Genomic DNA, 19,977 nt, shown 5'->3' on the forward strand with positions numbered 1-19,977 from the left:
GCGCGGTTTGATTCGCGCCCTTTGACGTTTAGCTGTGATGGTGATGCGGGTGGTCATGACTGTGATCGTGATGATCGTGTCCATGTTTGTGCCCATGCCCAAAGCGTTCGGCCATGAAGCTTAGCAGATCGATATCGGCCCGTTCGGTCATCGACACATAGGTGAATGTCATGGTTTCGCGTTCCTCGATCATGCTGCCGGGGAACGGCAGATAGGCCAGTTCGCGGGTAGCAAAGGCCGGGCAGGCGGTGCCGATTTGCCAGTTGGTTGTGATTTTGGCATCGACCAGATGCATGGTCAGACCATCCTTGCCGATCTTTTGAAACGGGATATCGGCAAGGCGAAGGTAGCTTGCCTTGTCATCGGCTTTGCGGAAGCCTTCGACGAAGCTTGAGGACAGGACCTGTAATTCCTCGGCATGATCGGCGTCGCTTTGGCCGTGGACATGGGAATGCAGGTGATCGTGGTCCGGGGCGTGATTATGCCCCGGTCCGTGAGAATGGTTGTGGCCGTTATCGTGATGATCATGGGGCATCTGGTTACTCCACATCCGGGCCGGCGGGGATGGTGACCGGTTTGTCGATGATGCCGCGATGCGATCCCATTTTGCCATGTGACACCAGTGTACCCAGCACATCGACAATCACGCGCGTTGCCAGCAGGGCGGTAATGTCCGAGCAATCATAGGGCGGCGAAACTTCAACGACTTCAAGGCCGCAAATTCCCTCTGCCGCGACAAGCGATACAAGCTCCAATGCCTCGCGCGGCAGGAAACCGCCAGGTTCGGGCCAGCCGGTGCCCGGAACGAAACCGCAATCGACACTGTCGATATCAAACGAGATATAGACAGCATCCGCATCCTTCCATGCCAGTTCAAGCGCGCGCGCGGCGGTTTCGGCCAGTCCAAGTTCCTCGACATCGCGCATGGTGAAGATGTTGGTATTGCGATTGCGTGCAACTTCGACCCCTTCGCGCGGCACCTGCCAGCCGCCAATGCCGACCTGCACAAGGTTCACCGCTGGAACATTTACCAGATCGGTGGCATGGAACCACGGCGTGGTGTGCATGCGTTCATCAAGGTCTTTTTCCTGAATGTCGATATGGCGGTCGAAATGCACGATGCCGATACGTTTGGATGTGCATTGCGCAATGCCACGCACGCACGGGAAGCCGATGGAATGATCGCCGCCGATCATGATCGGAAGTGCGCCGCTGGATGCAACGTGGCTGACCGCGCGCGTAATCTGATCAAAGGTCTTTTCGATATTGGCCGGGATGGTGAAAACATCACCTACATCGCAAAGCGTCATCTGTTCGCGAAGATCGACCCCCATTTCATAGTTATAGGGCGTGTAAAGGGCGGATATCTTGCGAACCCCCTGCGGGCCGAAACGCGTGCCGGGGCGGTATGTCGTGCCTCCGTCAAACGGGATGCCGATAACCGCCGCGTCATAGGCACCGACCTTGGTGACGTCTTCGATATAGGGTGCCTTCAGAAACGTGTTGATCCCGGCATAATGGGGCAGTTCGCCCCGGGCAAAGGTCGGGATCGATTTATCGGTCAGGCAATCCGAGCCGGTCAAACCCATGCGAAGCGCCCACTGCTTTTCCTTTTCCCAAGCGGCAGATGGCAGCAGGGCTTCTTTTTCCGCCGATTTCCAACCACGCAATTGCAGCTTGTCGAAATTCGGGTGGTGGTGACGGGTTGCGGCGGGGGCGGGCAATGTTCCGGCCACGCGATGTCGGCGGACATTTTGGGGGGCAAAGAAATCGCGCATGGTTGTTTCCTTTGGGTTGCGTCAGTCTTTGTTGGGTTGGCTTTCGGGTTTGAAATCAGGGAACCGGCGCGGTCGCCATCAGAGCGGCCGAGAAATTCATGCCGTCGGTTTCATCGGTTTCGCCATTGGCACCGGGAAGCGGTGCGGCAGACAGGTCAATCGGCAGGTCGTATGTGATGGTCGCGCCATAGGCTTCTGGCGCGTGCGGATCATCGCGCAACTTGTCAAATACCAGCATCCGGGTGCCGAGTTTGAAGGCCTCGTGGATGTCGTGCGTGACCATGAAGAACGTCATGTCATGCGCCTTCCACAGGTCCAGCAGCAATTCATGCATGTCATTGCGAATACCGGGATCAAGCGCGCCAAATGGCTCGTCCAGCAACAGCACGCTGGGTTTCATTGTCAGGGCCTGAGCAATAGCAAGGCGTTGCTGCATGCCGCCCGAAAGCTGACTTGGATATTTGTTGGCCGCTGGTGACAGGCCGATGGTTTCAAGCAGTTCGGCAACATCATCGCGGGCCTTTTTGCGTGCGCGGCCAAACAGGCGGCCGGTCAATTTGCGTGCAGCAAATTCGGCCCCGATCATGAGGTTTTCGGCAACGGTCAGATGCGGAAAAACCGAATAGCGTTGAAAGACAATGCCGCGATCAGGGGTGGGTTGTTGCGGCAGTGGTGCGCCATCCATCAGTATATCGCCGCTGCTTGGCAGTTCCTGGGACAGCAGCATGCGTAAAAAGGTCGATTTGCCACAGCCCGATGCCCCGACCAGCGTGCAAAAGGCCCCGGCTTCGATATTCAGATTGATGCGTTCAAGCACCGGATATTCGCCGTAAGACTTGGTCAGGTTGCGGATCATGAATTTCGGGTCGCGCATCACAGGCTATCCCCCGAAAGGTGGTTCCAAGGGAAAGCCTTGCGCGATGCCATCAACAGCAACCGGTCAAGAATAAAGGCCAGAAGCGTGATCCAGGCGACATAAGGCAGGATCACATCCATTGCGAGGTAACGACGCACCAGAAAGATGCGATAGCCAAGGCCGCTGGTTGATGCGATGGCCTCGGCGGAAATCAGGAAAATCCATGCCGGGACAAGGCCAAGCCGGATGGCAGTGATCAGTTTTGGCATGACTTGCGGCAAAACCACACGCGTGATCATTTGCCAGGTCGAGGCGCCCAGCGTTTCGGCCTTGATGATCAGTTCGCGCGGGATATCCATCACCGCCTGTGCGATGGTCCTGATCATGACCGGGGCGGTGCCAATCGCGATCAGCATTACCTTGGAAGTCTCGCCCAATCCGAAAATGATGAACAGGATCGGCAGGATGGTGATTGGAGGGATCAGGGACAGGGTGGCGACAAAGGGTGCCAGACCGCGCCTGATATGCGGAATGAAGCCGATGGAAATGCCAAGCCCGATGGCAAGCAGGGTGGAAATGAAAATGCCGACCGCAAGGCGCGACAGGCTATCGATCGTATCAAGCCACAGAAGGTAATCGCCCGACCGTTTGTCGGCCTCGAACCCCATGCGCCAGATCGCATCCCCCATGCTGCCAAGCGACGGTAAAAGCTTGTCGGCCGGATTATCGATCCGGCGCAGATGGCTTGCGATGGCATAGGCCCCGATCAAAAGCGCAAACGGGATCGAGCCCAGCAATATGGCTGCGCGCCGGGAAAGGGTGCGATTGATGATACGCATGGCCGTCACCTTGCAATTGCAAAAACGGGGCAGTGGTCAAGACGGGCAAAAATCTGAAAGGTCGGCCATCCGAACCTGATGCAACTGGTGCAACGAATGTTACAAGGCCGGATGGCCGACAGAGTTAATCAGCGAAGCGCTTGGTGGCGTGACGAATACACGGTTTCAAAGCTCGCCGTTGGCGGCCATCTCCATATAGGTCGTATCAAATTTCAGCTTCACATTGGCGCTATCGCCATAGATGCTGCCATCCGGGAAGCTGACGCCAACGAATTCCGGGCTTGGTGCGCCTTCACCAAGGATGCCCTTGTCGAACAGGAATTCGGCGACGAATTTCATGGTTTCGGGAAGCTCGGCCGATTTGGTGAATTCAACCGCCTTGTCCGGGGTAAAGAACATCGCCGTGCTGGCAAGCTGGGCATCGTATCCGGCAAGATCGGTACCTGATGCTTCGGCCATTGCTGTGCGTGCGGCAATGCCTTCGTCGGTGTCGGATGCCATGATGCCCATCAATTCATACCATGCGCCAACCAATGCCTTGCCGAAAGCGGGATTGTCGGCAAGGGTTTCGGTGTTGACCATCATGATATCGATGATTTCGCCGGGGATACCCGCACTATCAAAGACGAGTGTCGCGTTATCGTTGGCGGCAATTTCCGACAGAAGCGGATTCCATGTCACGACCGATGTCACATCGTCAGTGGCATAGGTCGCGATCATGTCGGCGTCGGATGTATTCACGACCGTGACGTCCTGTTCGGACAGGCCGATCTTTTCAAGTGCACGCGCTAGCAGGTAATGGGAAACGGAAAGTTCAACCAGATTGATGTTCTGGCCCTTGATGGTGGCAAGGTCAGTTGCGTTTTTCAGGATGATGCCGTCATTGCCGTTGGAATAATCGCCAACAATCAGGGCGGTGGTATCAATCCCGCCACCGGCCGGGATCGAAAGCGCGTCCATATTGGTCATGGAGCAGCCGTCATATTCGCCAGCGGTGTATTGGTTGATCGATTCAACGTAATCGTTGATCTGCACGATATCGACCGAGATGTCGTATTTGTCGGCCCATTTTTTCATGATGCCGCTATCTTGCAGATACCCCCACGGCATCCAACCGACATAGATCGACCAGCAGACTTTGAAATCGGACTTTTGTTCGGCGTGGGCGGGTAGGGAAGCCAAAGAGGCAGAAAGGACGGCGGCAAACGAAAGTGTTTTGAAAAACGTCTTTAACATGTGTGCGCTCCTGCTTGTTTTGCGGATCACTTCCGATCAGTCAATTCAAGAAAGGCTCTTGCACACAAACCGGGAGAAGGCTTGTGCGCGACAAACCTGTGCAGTTGTCTCCCGGGATTTTGGCCCGCCGTGTCACCAGCCTGTGAAACTCTGGCTGGCTTGCGCCTCTTGGACCAGCATTCCTTTCGGAACCGGAACCCTAGGCGCGCTGCACACTCAAACAGAAGCAATGCATATGCCAGTCACCTGAAATACGTCTTTGGATGTTGGTAATGCTATCGAAATAAAGGATAATACTGATGTTAGTGACGCTGCCTGTTGCGCGAAATGCATATATGCAGCCCGCAATTTTTGATTAAAAAATAACCATAAAAATAAATATGATCAAAAATAATGCATCTTCCGTGCGTGTAATGTGTGCTGGCATCGTGCATTGGCTTTTGGTAAAGAAGCGCCAATATTGACGGGCATGCCCGCACTTTACCCCATGCAAAGACCGGAGAATTCAAGCGATGAGCGACGTCGCAGACGCGGCTATGCCGGATGGCGCAAGACCCGAAACCGGCGGTATCGCCAATCCGCCTGTCATCATCCTGATCGAACCGCAGCTTGGCGACAATATCGGCAAGGCGGCGCGCGCCATGCTCAATTGCGGTTTGGTTGACTTGCGCCTTGTGCGACCGCGTGATGGCTGGCCCAATGAACGGGCAACCGCGAATGCGTCGGGGGCTGATATTGTCATCGACAATACCAAGGTGTTCGAGCGCGAAGAAGACGCGCTCGCGGATATGAACCGGGTTTATGTGACGACCGCGCGGACGCGCGACGCGATCAAGCCGGTTTTTACCCCAAAGGGACTGGCACCTGAAATGCGCGCCAATGTCGCGCAGGGGGAAAAGGTCGGCGTGATGTTCGGTCCGGAACGCACCGGTGTGCGCAACGAACATATTTCGATGGCCGATGCGGTCGTGACAGTGCCGCTGAACCCGGGCTTCACATCGCTTAACCTTGCGCAGGCCGTGCTGCTGATCGGGTATGAATGGTGGCAGGCTGGTGTCGATGTGCCCGATTACCAGATGATGATGAACGATACCTTCCCGGCAACCCGGGACGAGTTGGATCGTTTGTTCGAACATCTCGAGGCGGAACTGGATAATTCCGGTTTCTTCCGGGTCGAGGCAAAACGCCCGAATATGGCACGCAATATCCGCAATATTTTCAACCGCGCCAACCTGACCCACCAGGAAGTTCAGACACTTCGCGGCATGATCGTCGCGATGCGGGGCGGTAAGCACAAGCCATAGCTGCATGTCTGCTTCTGTGCAGATTGGTACACAACACCCGCCGATTTTGGCGGGTGTTGTTGTTTGGGGTGCTTTCAGTATTCAGTCGACAGCTTGGTGCTACCCCGTGAGTCACGACCGACTTTTTATGAATTTTTTTATACAAATGTAATAATGTAAGGTGATTTGTAATTGTAGTTACAAAGTTATCCGTGACATCGCCTGTTTTCCCGACCTATCCTTGAGTCTGGGGTTCATAACACAATCTTATAAGAGATGGGCCACCCGGACGGGGGTTCAGAGGTTTCTCAAATGTTTGAGCATTGGGGTGGGGTATGAAGGGATTTCTAAATCTTTCGGTCAAGGTTCAGCTGCTGATTTCGATGGCGGCACTTGCGTTTTCTGCGGTTGCGGTGGTTTTGCTGGTTACGCAATCTTCGTCATTCGATGCCATTCACAAGGTATCGGTCGAACAGGCGCGCGAACAGGCTTATCGATATGCCAATTCGGTTTCTGAGGAATTGAATATTCCGGCGGAAGCCGTTCGTTCGACAGCCTCGGCGCTAAAAGGCATGGTTGCGGCAGGTAAGCCTGACCGCGAAGTTGCCGGTGAAATCATTTCCGAATTACTGCGTCAGCATCCCGGGATTGTCGGCAGTGGAACGGTGTGGGAACCGAACGCCTTTGACGGTGCCGATAGCAGCAGCGCCAATGTGGCAGGCAGCGATGATGCCGGTCGGTTTGTGCCCTATTTCTATCGTGATGCATCGGGCAAGATCGCGTTTGAGCCGCTGATCGGGTTTGAAACGCCGGGGGATGGCGATTGGTGGTTGGTTCCCCGTGACGAACGACGTGAAACCATTGTCGAACCTTATGTCTATCCCGTGAACAATGTCGACGTGTTAATGACAACCATCAGTGCGCCGGTATTTGAGGGGGAACCGGGCAGTAAGGTGATTGGCGGCGTAACCGTCGATCTGGCGCTTGAAACGCTGCAGGGCATTATCGACCAGATTGCCTTGCCCGAGAGTGGTATGGCTACCCTGATTTCAGAAGGGGGCTATGTTGTCGCACACAGTGCCAAGGATCGGGTTGGGCAGAATATCAGCGATATTGATCCTGCACTGGCACCGGTCCTGGAAAGTATTGGCAAAGGTGAGGCTTTTGGTCGTGAAATGAAGCTCGGTGCCGATAGTGCGTCTTACTATGTCACCTTTACACCAATATCGATTGGCAAAACGGGTACGAACTGGGCATTGGGTACGGCGATCCCGATGAAAGCTATTCTGGCAGAGGCAAATAACCAGCTTTATATCGCCCTCGTCGTGGCGGCTGTTGCGGTTCTTGCGGTTGCGATTATCGCTTTTTGGCTTGGCGGTGCGTTGGGGCGTCCGGTGTTGCGGATGACCGAACGGATGAATGCGCTGGCGCAGAATGATGTCGATGTCGAGATTCCCTATACCGACCGTTCGAACGAGTTTGGCCGCATGGCACAGGCCGTTGCGGTGTTTCGGGAAAATGCCGTGCGTGTTCGCAATGCCGAGGCCGAAAAACTTAAAGCCGATCATGTGGCCGAGGAAAGGCGCCGTACCCAGTTGAACCAGCTTGCAGACTCGTTTGAAAGTTCTGTTGGAGGAGTGGTCGGCTCGGTGAGCAATGCTGCGGATCGTCTGTCGTCGTCTTCCGGGGTCATGAACCAGATCGCTGTTGACACGCGATCACAGGCCGCAGCGGTGAATGCAGCCGCCGAAGAAGCATCCAATAATGTACAGACTGTGGCTTCCGCGACCGAAGAGCTGTCTGCGTCGATCCGTGAAATTTCGTCGCAGGTTGCGCAATCAAACGAGATTGCGGGCAATGCCGTAGAAGAAGCCAACAGAACAAACCAGTTGATCGGCGGTCTTGCCGATGCGGCGGAAAAGATCGGCGATGTTGTAACCTTGATTCAGGATATTGCGTCGCAGACAAATCTTCTGGCGCTGAATGCGACAATCGAGGCTGCGCGTGCCGGGGATGCCGGCAAGGGCTTTGCGGTTGTTGCAAATGAGGTCAAGAATCTTGCCAGTCAGACCGCGCGTGCAACAGACGATATTTCCGGTCAGATCGGTGGTATTCAGGGGGCAACCCGGGATGCGGTCGAGGCAATCGGCGGGATCACTGAAACCATCGGTCGCATCAGCGAAATCGCATCGACGATTGCGGCCGCTGTTGAACAGCAGGGGGCGGCGACCGAAGAAATCGCGCGCAACGTCGGGCAGGCGGCACAGGGCACGACCGAGGTTACGTCAACGATCGGACAAGTGACAGCATCGACCGGCAAAGTTGGCGAATCTGCAAGTGATGTTGCAAGTGCTGCTGAGGAACTGACCGGGCAGGCTGCAAGCTTGCGTCAGCAGGTCGAGCAATTCCTGCGAGATATTCGGGCAGGCGTCTGATTTTGCATTGAAAATCGGCTAAACGGTTATCAGGGGCACTCGGGTTGGGAAACCCGGGTGCCTTTTCGTTTGACTCTGCGGTCTTGATCTCTATATTGCGCCTCACTTCCGAGAAAGTGGGGCGAAACAGGTGTTTTCGTCCCCGTTCCTGTTTGGGTTAACCGAAACAGGAAACTATCGGGACAATAAAGTGATCTTAAAAAAGAGAGTTACAAAATGTCGAAACGTATTGCTGCAAAGCATAAGATTGACCGCCGCCTTGGCGTGAACCTTTGGGGCCGTGCAAAATCGCCGCTGAACAAGCGCGAATATGCACCGGGCATGCACGGCGCGACCCGCCGTAAAAAGCCGACAGATTACGGCACCCAGCTGTTCGCCAAACAGCAGCTTAAAGGCTATTACGGCTCCATCTCCGAGAAACAGTTCCTTCGTTACTACAAAGAAGCATCGCGTCGTCCGGGCGATACTTCCGAAACGCTGGTCGGTATTCTCGAGACCCGTCTTGATGCTGTTATCTACCGCATGAAATTCGTTCCGACCGTGTTCGCAGCGCGTCAGTTCGTTAACCACGGCCACATTCTTGTCAATGGCAAGAAAGTCACCATTCCTTCTTACCTCGTTAAAGAAGGCGACGTTGTTGAAGTCAAACCGGCTTCGCGCGAAATCCCGATGGTTATGGAAGCTGCCAACCTGAACGAACGCGACGTTCCGGAATATCTCGACGTTGACGCGAAGGCCTTCAAAGGCACCTTCGTTCGCGTTCCGAAATTCGCAGAAATCCCGTACCCGGTTCAGATGCAGCCGAACCTGGTCGTCGAATTCTACTCGCGTTAATCCTTATCGGATTTCGCGAAGACGAACACAAAACGCCCGCTGGAAACAGCGGGCGTTTTTGTTTTGCTGATGCGTTATCTGAGCAGGTGTTGGTTTACTTCAAGTTGCATTCTACTCTTGAGGGCGGGTTGACACCTTTGCCTGCTTCCTGAATGCTGATCTGTGCTCTTTATGTATATTTTCAGGTTGAGGATGAAGTCATGAAGATGTTGAAAATGGCAGCGATTGTTGGGCTGTCTGTGCTTGGGTTAACTGGCTGCCAAACAACAAAAGAGGCTGCAAATATGGTTGCTTTGGATGTGTCATTCGATTGGCATGGAACTTCCGCCTGCTCCACCAAGCCGCCTGCGTTTGTCATTTCAAACATTCCTGCTGATACAGCATCACTCCGCTTTAAAATGGTTGATCTGGACGTTCCAACCTACAATCACGGAGGAGGGACGATCGATTATTCTGGTTCCAGTAAAATTCCTGCAGGTGCCTTTTCCTATAAAGGACCGTGTCCCCCGAGCGGATCGCATGACTACCGCTTTACCGTCACGGCTTTGAATGCCGATGGCAGCATGATTTTGGGTAAAGGCGAAGAAACCCAGGCATTTCCACCCAAGTAAGCCAAATTGTCTTACTTTGGGCATCAAGCTCTGTAATCTCGAGCTTCCGAGCCATTCGGTTCGGAAGTTCGTTTTGGGAATGGATCAAGCATACGGCTTGTTAACCTGTTCGGATGCCTGCTGGGCAGCGGCGGCAATCGCTTCTTTCTTCTGTTCCGGTGTGGCGTCGTCCGGCACATCGACCTTCACATTGCGCGATGCCATGTGGATGCCGTTTTCCTTGAACATAGCCAGAACGCTTTGATAGACGGTTTTGCGGATGGTGAATTGTTCGCCGGGTTTGGCGGTATATTTAAGCCCGATCACCATGTTGAATTCTTCCATCCGGCGCACGCCCTGAGATTTCAGTGGCTCGATAAAGCTGTCACCGATCAGCGGGTCTTCAAGCAGTTCGGCAGACAGCCTTTTGACCAGCTTCTTGATCTTGTTGACGTCGGTTTCAAACGGCACACGGAATTCAAGTTTGACGATCACCCAGTCGCGGCTGTGATTGATGATCGATTTGATTGCGCCAAAGGGCACGGTTTGCAGGGGGCCACGATGATGGCGCAACTGCATCGACCGGATCGAGATATTTTCAACCCGTCCGCGCAGATTATCGACTTCAATATATTCGCCAAGCCGGAAGGCATCATCCAGCAGGAAGAAAACCCCCGCGACAACGTCGCGTACGAGTGCCTGACTGCCAAAGCCGATGGCAAGGCCAACAACGCCAGCACCGGCAATCAGCGGGCCGATATCAACCCCAAGGGCGGACAATGTCACCATCACCACCATGATGACGATGACGGTCAGCGCGAAGTTTTTCAAAAGCGGTAACAGGGTTTCAATCCGCGATAATCCGGTGCCGCCCCCTTCGCCGTCGCCATGTCCGCCGCCCGCGCCGCTTTGGCTCATGCGCTCGTCAAGGAACGCCTTGATCAGGGACCAGACCAGATCGGCGATCAGCAGGATCATGATGATCTCGGTCGAGGCATCAAGCGCACGCGCGATGATCCCGGCATCTTCGGCAAGCGCAAGTCGATCAAATCCCCAGATACGCCAGAAACTGGCAAGAACAAAGACGATGGCAAGTAACCGCACACCGCGTTTCAGAACCGGGGTAAAGACCGGAAGGTCCGGCTGAACAGGTTTGAATTCTTCCCCGGCTTCAATTGTCGCTGCTTCGGCGCGGGCATTGATGGCATCTGCTTTGGTCTCGGCCATTCTGGATTTTTTGCGATGCTGGCTTTCGATGATGCTGCGTAAAATCACATCAAACAGGCAGGCAATGCCAATCGCCAGCAGGCACTTCATGAAACGGTCTGCCGCCAGAATGGTCGTCGCGCCGAGTGCCACCAGATAGGCACAGACAATGACGGGCCATAAACGGGCAAGCGATACGGGCAGGGCAATCTTTTCAACTGTGCCCGTGAGTCGGTGAGTGGCGAAATAACGCGCCAGCGAAACCGTCGCGATGCAAAACGCCAGAACACTGATCACGACCGCGATATCAAAAAGAATGATGTCGCCATGGACCATTGCCGGTGACTGCCGGAAAACCCCGGCCAGTGCAAAGGCAAATAATGACACGCCACTTGCGATGGTGATGGTACGTGTCAGTGTCGCTGCGGTCTGCGGATCGACATCGATCATCCGAAGGCCTTCAGCCTGTGGCGCAAACAGGAATTGCAGCACGATCATGACAAGACGCAGAACAAAGAACGCGGCGAGCATCGACAGAAGCGCTCCCTTCATCAGGGGCGGCCAGTCAAAAATCATGAAGGCACCGATTGAGCCGATGGCAAAGACGGTCAAAGACAGCAGCGACAGGACGGATAAAAGCGCCATTTGACGCAGCCGGTCAAAAAACCGGGTGGGGTGCTGTGCTTCAAGATAACTACAGAGCGGGGCAGCAGCCCGGCGATACAGAAATTCGACGATCAATCCTGTACCAACAAAAATCACGGTGAACAGGGCAAGGCGCATCAGCCCTCTACGGCCGATATCTGATGACAGAAAATCGCCGGTTTGTGCCATTTCATCGGGAAAGGTTTCAAGGCCGGTAATCGTATCTGCAATCTGTTCGCGGGTGCGCGCCACCCCGGCATCAAGGAAGTCGTAATAGCTGAAGGTCGTTTCAGCCGTATCGGACAAGGCATCATCGGACGGATCGGTTGTTTCCGTGGTCTGTTCTTCGTTTTGAGTGGCCATTGTAGCCAAGGCAGGCTGTGCATGTGCCCAGTCTGGCATGCCCGCCACAAGCAGCCAGAGGCCGAAACACATCAGGATCTTTGTTGTGATTTTCATAATGTCCCGCCCAACGCCCTGTTCGTAAAAACGAATTCCTTTTTGCAAGCATGGTACAGCCAAACAGGGGTGTTAAGGAATGGTTTTACAGCATCGACCCATATGCACGTAGGGCTTGAGGCAATAAAAAACGCGCCGGGCATCTGCGCGGCGCGTTTCAGATCATCGGGTGTCAGACCGGTTCGGGTTTGCGTCATCCGCCTTGATCAGGCAGCGACAGCAACGCCCTTGTCTTTGAGGTGCTGGGCCAGTTCGCCCGAGGCATACATTTCACGAACGATGTCGCAACCGCCAACGAATTCGCCTTTGACGTAAAGCTGCGGAATGGTCGGCCAGTTCGAGAAGTCCTTGATGCCCTGACGGATTGCCGGGTCGACCAGAACGTTGATGTCCTTGAACGGCGCGCCGAGTTCGGCAAGGACCTGAACGACGGCGGCCGAGAAACCGCATTGCGGGAACATCGAGGTGCCCTTCATGAACAGAACGACGTCGTTATCGTTGATGTCTTTCTGGATGCGATCAAAAACCGGATTGTCGGTCATGTTGGTTGTCCTTGGCTGCAAAGGCGGCGATCTCTCTGCCGCGATATTTCGGGTTATGGTTTTATGGCCGAAGATATGGCTGGAAGGGGCGGTTCTGTCAACTCTTGCGGCGTAATTGCCGTGCAGTCCGCAGATTATCCCAGGTGAAAATGCCAAGTCCCAGCCAGACCAGCGCGTAAGTTATCATATGCGCCTGGGTAAAAGTTTCGCCGAGCAACAGAACCGCGACAAAGAACTGGATCGTCGGATTCAGATACTGCATCAGGCCAAGCGCGGAAAATTTCATGTTCCGGGCGGCAAAGGCAAACAGCACCAACGGAATGGTTGTGACAGCACCCAGCGACACCAGCAGGGCATCATGGCCGATTCCCAGATTGGTGAAGGCCATGGTGCCCGATGCATTCAGCCAGACCAGATAGCCAAATGCCATCGGCGACAGGAGCAGACATTCGACAAACAGACCGGCAATCGGATCGGCCGGAACAAATTTGCGGATGACGCCATAAAAGCCGAACAGCAACGACAGACTAAGCGCAATCCACGGCAGTGATCCGAAAAACACCAGAAGGTTCAGAACCCCGGCAAAGCAGATCAGTACCGAGACGATCTGAATGCGATTAAGCTTCTCGCCAAAGAAGATGCGACCAAGGATCAGCATGATCAGCGGCATGATGTAATAGCCAAGGCTGGCTTCAAGCGCATGTCCGATATGGACCGACCAGATATAGATCACCCAGTTCCCGGCGATCAGCAGGCTGCTTATGAATAACAGTCCCATGGTGCGTCTGGACGACAGCAGGTCCCACAATCGCGCACGACGTTTCAGGACAAAAACCAGTGTCAATGTCAGGATCGCCGACCATAGGATGCGATGGGCGAGAATTTCAAACGGGCTCGCGAAATCGATGATTTTGAAATAGAAGCCCAGAAAGCCCCAGATGACAAAGGCACCAAGCCCCGCCAGCGGTCCGGCACCGATCAAAGCCGGTTTTTGGGATGAGGACATCGTTATTGAACCATGGTCATTTTGTGGGACCAAACGGCAGGTGCCCGATGGGCGGAACGATATTCAAGCCTGAACTCGAGCGGAAACCTGGATATTGATCCGGGTTCGAATACGGGTAGTCATTCTGGTCTAGGTCGGGAATTATCAAGGGCACCGAAGCTGATCGGTGCCCGTAATTTTCTGGCGGCCTTGCAAGGATGGTGGCAAACGCAAGGCGGCCCCGTGCGTGCGGCCGGAACTTATTCCGGTGCGGAAGTCTGAAGCGCAAGGGCGTGCAGGTCACCGCCCATTTTGCCTTTGAGGGCCGAATAGATCATCTGGTGCTGCATCACGCGGGTTTTACCGCGGAAGGACTCGGACACAACGATTGCCGCATAATGATCGCCATCACCGCGAAGGTCCTCGATGCGGACCTGTGCATCGGGAAGGGCTTCCTTGATCATCGTTTCGATTTCGTGGGCTTCCATGGCCATGGCGCTAATTCCTTATAATTGGTCGAATACCCTTGCGCCCTGTTTGGCGCATTCATCCGGGTGCCCGGCGATATTTGTTAATTCTGGTATATGTTGTCCCTGTAGGGGCTGTCAATTTCTGCAAGCGGTAATGCGCTTCGCGCGGTCAAAGATATGGTGGTGCTTGTGTTTTGCGGCACATTGCGCTACGAAATGCGCGGTTGCACACACCGGCCGTTCGCGGGGCTTTGGCTCATGGTAAAGTGATGCAGACGATTTTATCGGTTCCCCGTCTTCTTGTGACGTCGGGCCGGCAATGCGGACACCCGGCCTCCTGTCAGGAGACGAAAATGACCCAACCCGTTCATAACCCGCCCGAAAAGTCTGAACATACACCGGTCGAGCTTGCCGATTTTGCGAAAATCGCATCGGGCGATCCGGCGGAAATGCTTAAGCAGCAGGCAAAACGCCTGCGCAAGGCACTGGCCAGCCGTAAGATGACGGTTTCCCACACCGGAAGCCTGGAGCTTCTGGCGCAAAGCCATGGATTTCGTGACTGGAACACCGCGATTGCCATGACGCGCAAACGCGAACCGGTCCGGATCGCCGATCTTGGTATCGGCAAACGCTTTGCCGGGTCCTATCTCGGCCATGCGGTGTGCGGCCAAATCCGCGGTGTCACCAGAACCCCGGTTGGCGGTGTTTACCGGATCGAGGTTCATCTGGATCAGCCTGTTGATGTCGTGACGTCGGAACGTTTCAGTGCCTTGCGACAGCGCATCGCGTCACGGATCAACGAGGATTGTGAACCCGTGCTTGCCAATGGCACGCGCGGCCCCGGTCTTTCGGTTGATCTGCTGCTGTGACTTTGACGCGGCTTGTTGCTGACATAAATGATGAAACCCTCCGGCTGCTTCCCAAAGTTGCCGGAGCCTACATTCTCGTGATTGATCTTTCTGCTGATCTGGTTTTACGGAACAAACGCTTCGCCGGGGCCATCCTGCGCCGGGGCACTTATCTTTATTGCGGTTCTGCCAACGGATCGGGTGGCATTGCGGCCCGTGTCAAACGTCATTGCCGGACGGAGAAAAAACAGCATTGGCATGTCGATGAACTGACCAACGGCACCGGGCACGTGGTTGCGATGCTTGTCATGCCCGATGGGTGTGAATGCGATTTGCGTGCTGCTTTGGGTATGGTACCGGGCATTTCCATTCCGATTGCCGGGTTTGGCAGTTCGGATTGCGCGCGTTGCCCTGCACATCTGCTGGCGGCGGAAAGCCATGCCGTTGCGATGACGGCAATCGAGCAGGTCCGAAAGGCTTTCACCTAGTCCTTGCGGTTGCCTGCCATACCGTCAATCAGCGGACGGAAGCCCGATGCAACAATCTTCGGGCCGATCCTGCGCATAAGGGTATTGCGCAACCAGACACCGGTCTTGCCGCGGATTTTGGCGAAACCCATGCGTTGCAGGGATTGTTGCTGGACCCAATGTGCTTCGGGCAGGCGGGCGGCCTGCCAGTCGGCAAGCGCGGTTGTGATGTCGGGTTGTTTGCGAAGGGCATCGGCCAGTGCCAAGCCATCCTTGATCGATTGCGTCGCCCCCTGTGCCATGGTCGGAAGGGTGCCATGTGCCGCATCCCCGATCAGGGCAACGCGCCCCGTAACCCATTCGGGCATGACCATTTGCTGAAGACGGCCTTCGTGAATGATGGTGTCCGTTCCGATTGTGCCGAGCATATCGCGCACCGATCCATCAAACCGGGCAAAATGAGCGGCAAGCTCGCTTGTCGGCAAGTCGTGTATTCTTTCGCCCGGATCATAGGTGCTGGCATAGATATAAAACCGGCTATCACCCACCGGCATCACCAGAATAACCTGCCCGTGACCGATGATGAATTTGGGCGCTGTCAGGCCGAAGGGATAATCCGTGATCCAGCGCCAACAGATATAACCGGTCGGCTGCGGGACATGTTCCGGGCCAAAAACCAGGCGTCGAACGGCTGAATTGATCCCGTCCGCACCGATCACAAGATCAAAGCTGCCGGTCGTGCCGTCGGTAAAACGAACCTGTGCCTGATCGGGTGCGTTACTGATGTCGGATACGGAAAGACCAAACCGGATGGTCGGTGTTGTCAGTCTGGCGCACAGGATTTCGTGAAAGTCGCTGCGGGTCAGGGCCTGAAATGTCGGCCAGCCGAGCTGTTCGGTTTCAAGTGCAAACAGTTTCCGGTCACGATGATCGAAATAATCCAGTCGTGGAAAGGCACAGGATTTGTCGGCAACATCCTGATCAATGCCAAGGTCCCGAAGGGCCGTCACCGCATTGCCGGGCAGGTGCAACCCCGCCCCGGCCGGTTTCCAGCCATCAAGGGTTTCGGCAATCGTAATGTCATGTCCGTCGCCTTGCAGGGCAATGGCCGCAGACAAACCGGCGATGCCGCCGCCGACAATCAGAATGTTCATTTTATGCCTGTAACTGGAATGGAGTGATGTTCGGATCAGCCGCCCGTCATGCTCATATGGCGGCCGACTGCGGGTTTCTGGCCCTTGCGGTCGATGACGAAATCATGGCCCTTGGGTTTCAGCAGCATGGCTTCGTCAAGTAGACGGTCAAGGGCTTCGGGCGCGCCCGAGCGGAGGGCCGCGCGCAGATCAACGTGGTCTTCCTGCCCAAGGCACATGTAAAGCGTACCGGTACAGGTCACGCGCACGCGGTTGCAGCCCTCACAGAAATTATGGGTAAGCGGTGTTATGAAACCAAGACGCCCGCCGGTTTCGGCAACCGTGACATAGCGTGCCGGGCCGGGGGTGACATATTCGGACGGGATCAGAGTATATTCCTGTTCCAGCCGTTCACGAACGGCGGTCAGCGGCAGATATTGATCTGTGCGATCCCCGTCAATATCGCCAAGCGGCATGGTTTCAATCAGGCAAAGATCAAAGCCTTCCTTGCCGCACCAGGCGACAAGACGGGAAATTTCGTCTTCGTTGAAATTGCGAAGGGCGACCGTGTTGATCTTGATCTTGAGTCCTGCCTGTTTGGCAGCCTCAAGCCCGCTTAGCACCTGTTCAAGGCGGCCACGGCGGGTGATTTCGGCGAATTTCTGATGATCAAGACTATCAAGCGAGATGTTGAGCCGTTTGACGCCAAGACGTGCCAGATCATCGGCGTAGGTCGCAAGCTGGCTGCCATTGGTCGTCATGGTCAGTTCGTCAAGCCCACCGGATCTAAGATGACGCGACAAATCCCTGATCAGGTCCATGATGCCACGGCGCACCAGTGGCTCGCCCCCGGTCAAGCGCAGTTTGCGTACACCGCGCGCAATGAAGGCCGAACAGAGCTGATCGAGTTCTTCAAGTGTCAGGACTTCGGATTTTGGCAGAAAGATCATGCTTTCGGCCATGCAATAGGTGCAGCGGAAGTCACAGCGATCCGTCACCGATACCCGAAGGTACGATACATGGCGGCCATATTTGTCAATCAGCGGTCTGGTCATGGCGGCGGCGCTTGTTTCTGTTTATTGGTCTGGAAACGCTATGTAGTGCGCAAGTTCGACTTTCGCACAGGGGGGATTGATTTGGCCACCCCGATTTGTGATGAAATCATCACCTTTCCGTCAGATGACATCAGAAAAACCGCGGGAAATATCCGCCGCGGTGTTTCTATCTGTCAGGAAATTCAGGAATTATCGAATGCCTATTCCCAGTTTTCGGCTTCGCGGATGTGGAGGGTCGCGACGTCGCGATCAAGCGATGCCATGACATTGCGTAGCGTCTCGACATTCTCGCTGCCAAGCTTGGCAACCAGTTCGGCCGAACGTTCCGGCTTGGACAGGGCGGAACGTACATCGCGGAACAGGGCGCGCAGCAATCGTACACAATGTTCCTCGGTAAAGGTCCATGCATGATCGCCATGTGGCATGTTGTCATTGACCAACTGGATCATCCAGTTTTTACGCCGCTCGTAATCCTTGAAATGCAGGGCCATGCGTGAGAAGACCAGATTAAGCCGGTTGGCGACCTGTGGCTCTTCGGCAAGGTGATCCCAGTAATCTGTCGGATCACGCAATTCATCTTCTTCGTCGGCATGCTGTTCAATGATGGTCTGTATTTCGCCATCAATTTCCTGCAGCATATCCATGCCAACCATCATGCGGATGACCTTGAAGAAGGGTTGCAGGATTTCGCGCGACAGTGCCCCATGTTCCAGATCGCCCGCTTCGCGGCCTTCAAGCTGATGGGCAAAACGGCTGACCAGAAGGCGGCCCAGCGGATCGTGGCGGACAGCGGCATTCTGGCGGGTCTTGACGGTATCAAGATCGGCTTCAAGCGTCATCCATGCCGCGTCAAACAGCTTATTCTGCCCGCGCAATGTTTCCAGCGCGCTTGAAATCTGTTCGGCGCTGAGGGTGCCGCCATGCGCCTTGGCCTGTTCGATGAGGCCGGCGGCAAATTGTTCGAGTACGGCGAATGCGGCGGAGTGGTGACGCTGTTTGAAGCTGTCCCGCGGTGGTTTGACGATTGCAATCATTTACCCGTTCCGACCTTGTTATCATTTAAATCAGATCACCGGATTGATTCGCCCGGTAGCCGATGGATGCGATCTTGCGTATCAAATTCCGTCAAGACGCCGAATTATTCAATCTTTTCATTTCAGCAAGTTCCGTGCCATCGCAGGCGGTTACGTGCTGTTATTCATAGCCGACGGCAGCCTCGACAATTTCAAGCACGACATGGCGTGGGCGGATGATCTGGCGTCCGGCTTCTTCGAAATTGACGGCGATCCTGTCGCCGTCTACCGCCTGAATGCGACCAAGGCCCCAGTCGGGCTGGCCAGGATGGCGGACAATGGTGCCAGGTGTGAGCAGAAAATCCATGATCAAGCTCTTTTGTCTGATGTTGGTCTTTTTAATATAGTCAGGCAATAGGCCCGGAACAAATAATGCACAATGATGATAGTCACATCTTTTGAGGCCCGTCGATGATGGGCAAAATTTGCCGGTCTGCAAATGCGGCAAAAATCCGCAGGTTAAAGAAGGTTTTAACACATCAGGCTGCAATCTGGGCGCGGTTTACACCGACCGTGATCCGATCATGTCCCAAATATCGACCGGGCGACCAGATGTGAGCCACGTATTGTTTTGGGGAAGCAGTGCGGACCTGTTGAACAGAATTCTTGGAGATACCCGTTACATGGAACAGGACAGAGCAGTGGAACTGATCCTGATCGAGCTGATCAGCTCGCGCATTTGCCACGACCTTGTCGGGCCTGTGGGGGCTGTGAATGCCGGTGCCGAACTGATGGGTGAGGCCGGTGTTGCCGATGACGAGGCACTTGCGCTGATGCGCAAAAGCGGGCTTGAGGCCGCGCGCCGGTTGCAATTGTTCCGTCTGGCATTCGGGCGCGCAGGCAACAGCGTTGACACAAAATCGATGCGCGATGCGGTTGCCCAGAGTTTCGAGGCCGAAGGCAAGGTGACCCTTCTGTGGGATCAAACTGGAATTGGAATTGATCCAGCTCATGGAAGGCTTGTGCTCAATATGGTGATGTTGGCCCGTGAAGCTTTGCCGTTTGGTGGGGATATTGTTGTTACATGCGAATCCGGGGGGCGGATTTCGGTCAATGCAACCGGAAAACGTGCCGCGTTTCGCCCCGATGTGGAAAATGTCATGAAAAATGAAGTGGCCCCGGAACAGCTTGATCCCCGGACCGTACATGGCTTTTTCCTGCGAAATCTTGCGCATCGGACTGGTGGTGCGCTTTCAGTCTTGCAAGAGGACGGAAATGTTGCATTGATCTATGATTAAAAAAA

The 19,977-nt window shown here is 54.9% G+C and carries 20 protein-coding genes and 1 riboswitch; of the genes, 7 read left to right on the forward strand and 13 right to left on the reverse strand.

Annotation, left to right across the window (positions count from 1 at the left end):
* Positions 1-28 precede the first annotated feature (28 nt).
* The 5 genes from P8T57_RS12990 to P8T57_RS13010 all read right to left on the reverse strand — a co-directional run bounded on the left by P8T57_RS12990 (position 29) and on the right by P8T57_RS13010 (position 4,709).
* Positions 29-535 carry a hypothetical protein gene (locus P8T57_RS12990; RefSeq protein ID WP_114095398.1) on the reverse strand — a complete coding sequence of 169 codons (507 nt, stop codon included), beginning with the start codon at positions 533-535 and terminating at the stop codon, positions 29-31.
* A 4-nt stretch (positions 536-539) separates the two neighbouring features.
* On the reverse strand, positions 540-1,778 hold the full coding sequence (locus P8T57_RS12995; protein WP_037989485.1) for an agmatinase family protein: 1,239 nt from the start codon (positions 1,776-1,778) through the stop codon (positions 540-542).
* A 55-nt stretch (positions 1,779-1,833) separates the two neighbouring features.
* On the reverse strand, positions 1,834-2,652 hold the full coding sequence (locus tag P8T57_RS13000) for an ABC transporter ATP-binding protein (RefSeq protein ID WP_341363338.1): 819 nt from the start codon (positions 2,650-2,652) through the stop codon (positions 1,834-1,836).
* Positions 2,652-3,473: an ABC transporter permease gene (locus tag P8T57_RS13005; RefSeq protein ID WP_063095986.1), complete on the reverse strand. Its 822-nt coding sequence runs from the start codon at positions 3,471-3,473 to the stop codon at positions 2,652-2,654. The genes P8T57_RS13000 and P8T57_RS13005 overlap by 1 nt, the downstream gene beginning before the upstream one ends.
* 165 nt (positions 3,474-3,638) lie before the next feature.
* The gene (locus P8T57_RS13010) at positions 3,639-4,709 is read right to left on the reverse strand and encodes a putative urea ABC transporter substrate-binding protein (RefSeq protein ID WP_341363339.1); all 1,071 of its coding nucleotides are present in this window, start codon (positions 4,707-4,709) and stop codon (positions 3,639-3,641) included.
* A gap of 106 nt (positions 4,710-4,815) precedes the next feature.
* Positions 4,816-4,923: riboswitch (guanidine-I (ykkC/yxkD leader) on the reverse strand.
* Positions 4,924-5,221: 298 nt separating this feature from the next.
* On the opposite strand from P8T57_RS13010, the gene P8T57_RS13015 reads away from it, so the two are divergent.
* The 4 genes from P8T57_RS13015 to P8T57_RS13030 all read left to right on the forward strand — a co-directional run bounded on the left by P8T57_RS13015 (position 5,222) and on the right by P8T57_RS13030 (position 9,872).
* The gene (locus tag P8T57_RS13015) at positions 5,222-6,013 is read left to right on the forward strand and encodes an RNA methyltransferase (protein WP_341363340.1); all 792 of its coding nucleotides are present in this window, start codon (positions 5,222-5,224) and stop codon (positions 6,011-6,013) included.
* Positions 6,014-6,327: 314 nt separating this feature from the next.
* Complete coding sequence (locus P8T57_RS13020; protein WP_341363341.1) at positions 6,328-8,427, forward strand: methyl-accepting chemotaxis protein; 2,100 nt, start codon at positions 6,328-6,330, stop codon at positions 8,425-8,427.
* Positions 8,428-8,643: 216 nt separating this feature from the next.
* Positions 8,644-9,261 carry a 30S ribosomal protein S4 gene (gene rpsD, locus P8T57_RS13025; protein WP_007091302.1) on the forward strand — a complete coding sequence of 206 codons (618 nt, stop codon included), beginning with the start codon at positions 8,644-8,646 and terminating at the stop codon, positions 9,259-9,261.
* A gap of 200 nt (positions 9,262-9,461) precedes the next feature.
* Entirely contained in the window at positions 9,462-9,872 is a 411-nt protein-coding gene (locus tag P8T57_RS13030) for a YbhB/YbcL family Raf kinase inhibitor-like protein (protein WP_202965957.1), read from the forward strand.
* 84 nt (positions 9,873-9,956) lie between these two features.
* Here the strand turns inward: P8T57_RS13030 and P8T57_RS13035 are convergent, their stop codons facing one another.
* The 4 genes from P8T57_RS13035 to P8T57_RS13050 all read right to left on the reverse strand — a co-directional run bounded on the left by P8T57_RS13035 (position 9,957) and on the right by P8T57_RS13050 (position 14,182).
* Positions 9,957-12,161 (reverse strand): mechanosensitive ion channel domain-containing protein, encoded by a 2,205-nt coding sequence (locus P8T57_RS13035; RefSeq protein ID WP_341363342.1) that lies wholly within the window; start codon positions 12,159-12,161, stop codon positions 9,957-9,959.
* Positions 12,162-12,367: 206 nt separating this feature from the next.
* Positions 12,368-12,703, reverse strand: a complete 336-nt coding sequence (grxD, locus tag P8T57_RS13040) for a Grx4 family monothiol glutaredoxin (RefSeq protein ID WP_007091305.1) — start codon at positions 12,701-12,703, stop codon at positions 12,368-12,370.
* 97 nt (positions 12,704-12,800) lie between these two features.
* Positions 12,801-13,709: an EamA family transporter RarD gene (rarD, locus tag P8T57_RS13045; RefSeq protein ID WP_341363343.1), complete on the reverse strand. Its 909-nt coding sequence runs from the start codon at positions 13,707-13,709 to the stop codon at positions 12,801-12,803.
* A 239-nt stretch (positions 13,710-13,948) separates the two neighbouring features.
* Entirely contained in the window at positions 13,949-14,182 is a 234-nt protein-coding gene (locus P8T57_RS13050) for a BolA family transcriptional regulator (protein WP_007091307.1), read from the reverse strand.
* A gap of 329 nt (positions 14,183-14,511) precedes the next feature.
* Between P8T57_RS13050 and P8T57_RS13055 the strand changes: the two genes are divergently transcribed.
* Together P8T57_RS13055 and P8T57_RS13060 are read left to right on the forward strand one after the other, a co-directional pair.
* Positions 14,512-15,027 (forward strand): glyoxalase superfamily protein, encoded by a 516-nt coding sequence (locus P8T57_RS13055; RefSeq protein WP_341363344.1) that lies wholly within the window; start codon positions 14,512-14,514, stop codon positions 15,025-15,027.
* A 77-nt stretch (positions 15,028-15,104) separates the two neighbouring features.
* Entirely contained in the window at positions 15,105-15,494 is a 390-nt protein-coding gene (locus P8T57_RS13060) for a GIY-YIG nuclease family protein (protein WP_223304997.1), read from the forward strand.
* Here P8T57_RS13060 and P8T57_RS13065 read toward each other — a convergent pair.
* The 4 genes from P8T57_RS13065 to P8T57_RS13080 all read right to left on the reverse strand — a co-directional run bounded on the left by P8T57_RS13065 (position 15,491) and on the right by P8T57_RS13080 (position 19,041).
* The gene (locus P8T57_RS13065; RefSeq protein WP_341363345.1) at positions 15,491-16,627 is read right to left on the reverse strand and encodes an FAD-dependent monooxygenase; all 1,137 of its coding nucleotides are present in this window, start codon (positions 16,625-16,627) and stop codon (positions 15,491-15,493) included. The two genes, P8T57_RS13060 and P8T57_RS13065, sit on opposite strands and share 4 nt — an antisense overlap.
* A 35-nt stretch (positions 16,628-16,662) precedes the next feature.
* On the reverse strand, positions 16,663-17,661 hold the full coding sequence (gene moaA / locus P8T57_RS13070) for a GTP 3',8-cyclase MoaA (protein WP_341363346.1): 999 nt from the start codon (positions 17,659-17,661) through the stop codon (positions 16,663-16,665).
* 200 nt (positions 17,662-17,861) lie between these two features.
* Positions 17,862-18,695 (reverse strand): hypothetical protein, encoded by an 834-nt coding sequence (locus P8T57_RS13075; protein WP_071241104.1) that lies wholly within the window; start codon positions 18,693-18,695, stop codon positions 17,862-17,864.
* Positions 18,696-18,855: 160 nt separating this feature from the next.
* Positions 18,856-19,041 (reverse strand): DUF3553 domain-containing protein, encoded by a 186-nt coding sequence (locus tag P8T57_RS13080; protein WP_007091313.1) that lies wholly within the window; start codon positions 19,039-19,041, stop codon positions 18,856-18,858.
* Positions 19,042-19,357: 316 nt separating this feature from the next.
* On the opposite strand from P8T57_RS13080, the gene P8T57_RS13085 reads away from it, so the two are divergent.
* Positions 19,358-19,972 carry a histidine phosphotransferase family protein gene (locus P8T57_RS13085; RefSeq protein WP_110252634.1) on the forward strand — a complete coding sequence of 205 codons (615 nt, stop codon included), beginning with the start codon at positions 19,358-19,360 and terminating at the stop codon, positions 19,970-19,972.
* Positions 19,973-19,977: the final 5 nt, after the last annotated feature.

The sequence above is a fragment of the Thalassospira sp. SN3W genome, from assembly GCF_038070535.1.
Lineage (GTDB): Bacteria > Pseudomonadota > Alphaproteobacteria > Rhodospirillales > Thalassospiraceae > Thalassospira > Thalassospira xiamenensis.

Coding starts and splice junctions, on each gene's coding strand:
- P8T57_RS13080 (WP_007091313.1), bottom strand. CDS start 19,041: ATGGATTTTCTGCTCACACCTGGCACCATTGTCCGCCATCCTGGCCAG.
- P8T57_RS13010 (WP_341363339.1), bottom strand. CDS start 4,709: ATGTTAAAGACGTTTTTCAAAACACTTTCGTTTGCCGCCGTCCTTTCT.
- P8T57_RS13055 (WP_341363344.1), top strand. CDS start 14,512: ATGACCCAACCCGTTCATAACCCGCCCGAAAAGTCTGAACATACACCG.
- P8T57_RS13000 (WP_341363338.1), bottom strand. CDS start 2,652: ATGCGCGACCCGAAATTCATGATCCGCAACCTGACCAAGTCTTACGGC.
- P8T57_RS13035 (WP_341363342.1), bottom strand. CDS start 12,161: ATGAAAATCACAACAAAGATCCTGATGTGTTTCGGCCTCTGGCTGCTT.
- P8T57_RS13030 (WP_202965957.1), top strand. CDS start 9,462: ATGAAGATGTTGAAAATGGCAGCGATTGTTGGGCTGTCTGTGCTTGGG.
- P8T57_RS13065 (WP_341363345.1), bottom strand. CDS start 16,627: ATGAACATTCTGATTGTCGGCGGCGGCATCGCCGGTTTGTCTGCGGCC.
- P8T57_RS13005 (WP_063095986.1), bottom strand. CDS start 3,473: ATGCGTATCATCAATCGCACCCTTTCCCGGCGCGCAGCCATATTGCTG.
- P8T57_RS13075 (WP_071241104.1), bottom strand. CDS start 18,695: ATGATTGCAATCGTCAAACCACCGCGGGACAGCTTCAAACAGCGTCAC.
- P8T57_RS12990 (WP_114095398.1), bottom strand. CDS start 535: ATGCCCCATGATCATCACGATAACGGCCACAACCATTCTCACGGACCG.
- rpsD (WP_007091302.1), top strand. CDS start 8,644: ATGTCGAAACGTATTGCTGCAAAGCATAAGATTGACCGCCGCCTTGGC.
- moaA (WP_341363346.1), bottom strand. CDS start 17,661: ATGACCAGACCGCTGATTGACAAATATGGCCGCCATGTATCGTACCTT.
- P8T57_RS13085 (WP_110252634.1), top strand. CDS start 19,358: ATGGAACAGGACAGAGCAGTGGAACTGATCCTGATCGAGCTGATCAGC.
- P8T57_RS13050 (WP_007091307.1), bottom strand. CDS start 14,182: ATGGCCATGGAAGCCCACGAAATCGAAACGATGATCAAGGAAGCCCTT.
- grxD (WP_007091305.1), bottom strand. CDS start 12,703: ATGACCGACAATCCGGTTTTTGATCGCATCCAGAAAGACATCAACGAT.
- P8T57_RS13015 (WP_341363340.1), top strand. CDS start 5,222: ATGAGCGACGTCGCAGACGCGGCTATGCCGGATGGCGCAAGACCCGAA.
- P8T57_RS13020 (WP_341363341.1), top strand. CDS start 6,328: ATGAAGGGATTTCTAAATCTTTCGGTCAAGGTTCAGCTGCTGATTTCG.
- P8T57_RS12995 (WP_037989485.1), bottom strand. CDS start 1,778: ATGCGCGATTTCTTTGCCCCCCAAAATGTCCGCCGACATCGCGTGGCC.
- rarD (WP_341363343.1), bottom strand. CDS start 13,709: ATGTCCTCATCCCAAAAACCGGCTTTGATCGGTGCCGGACCGCTGGCG.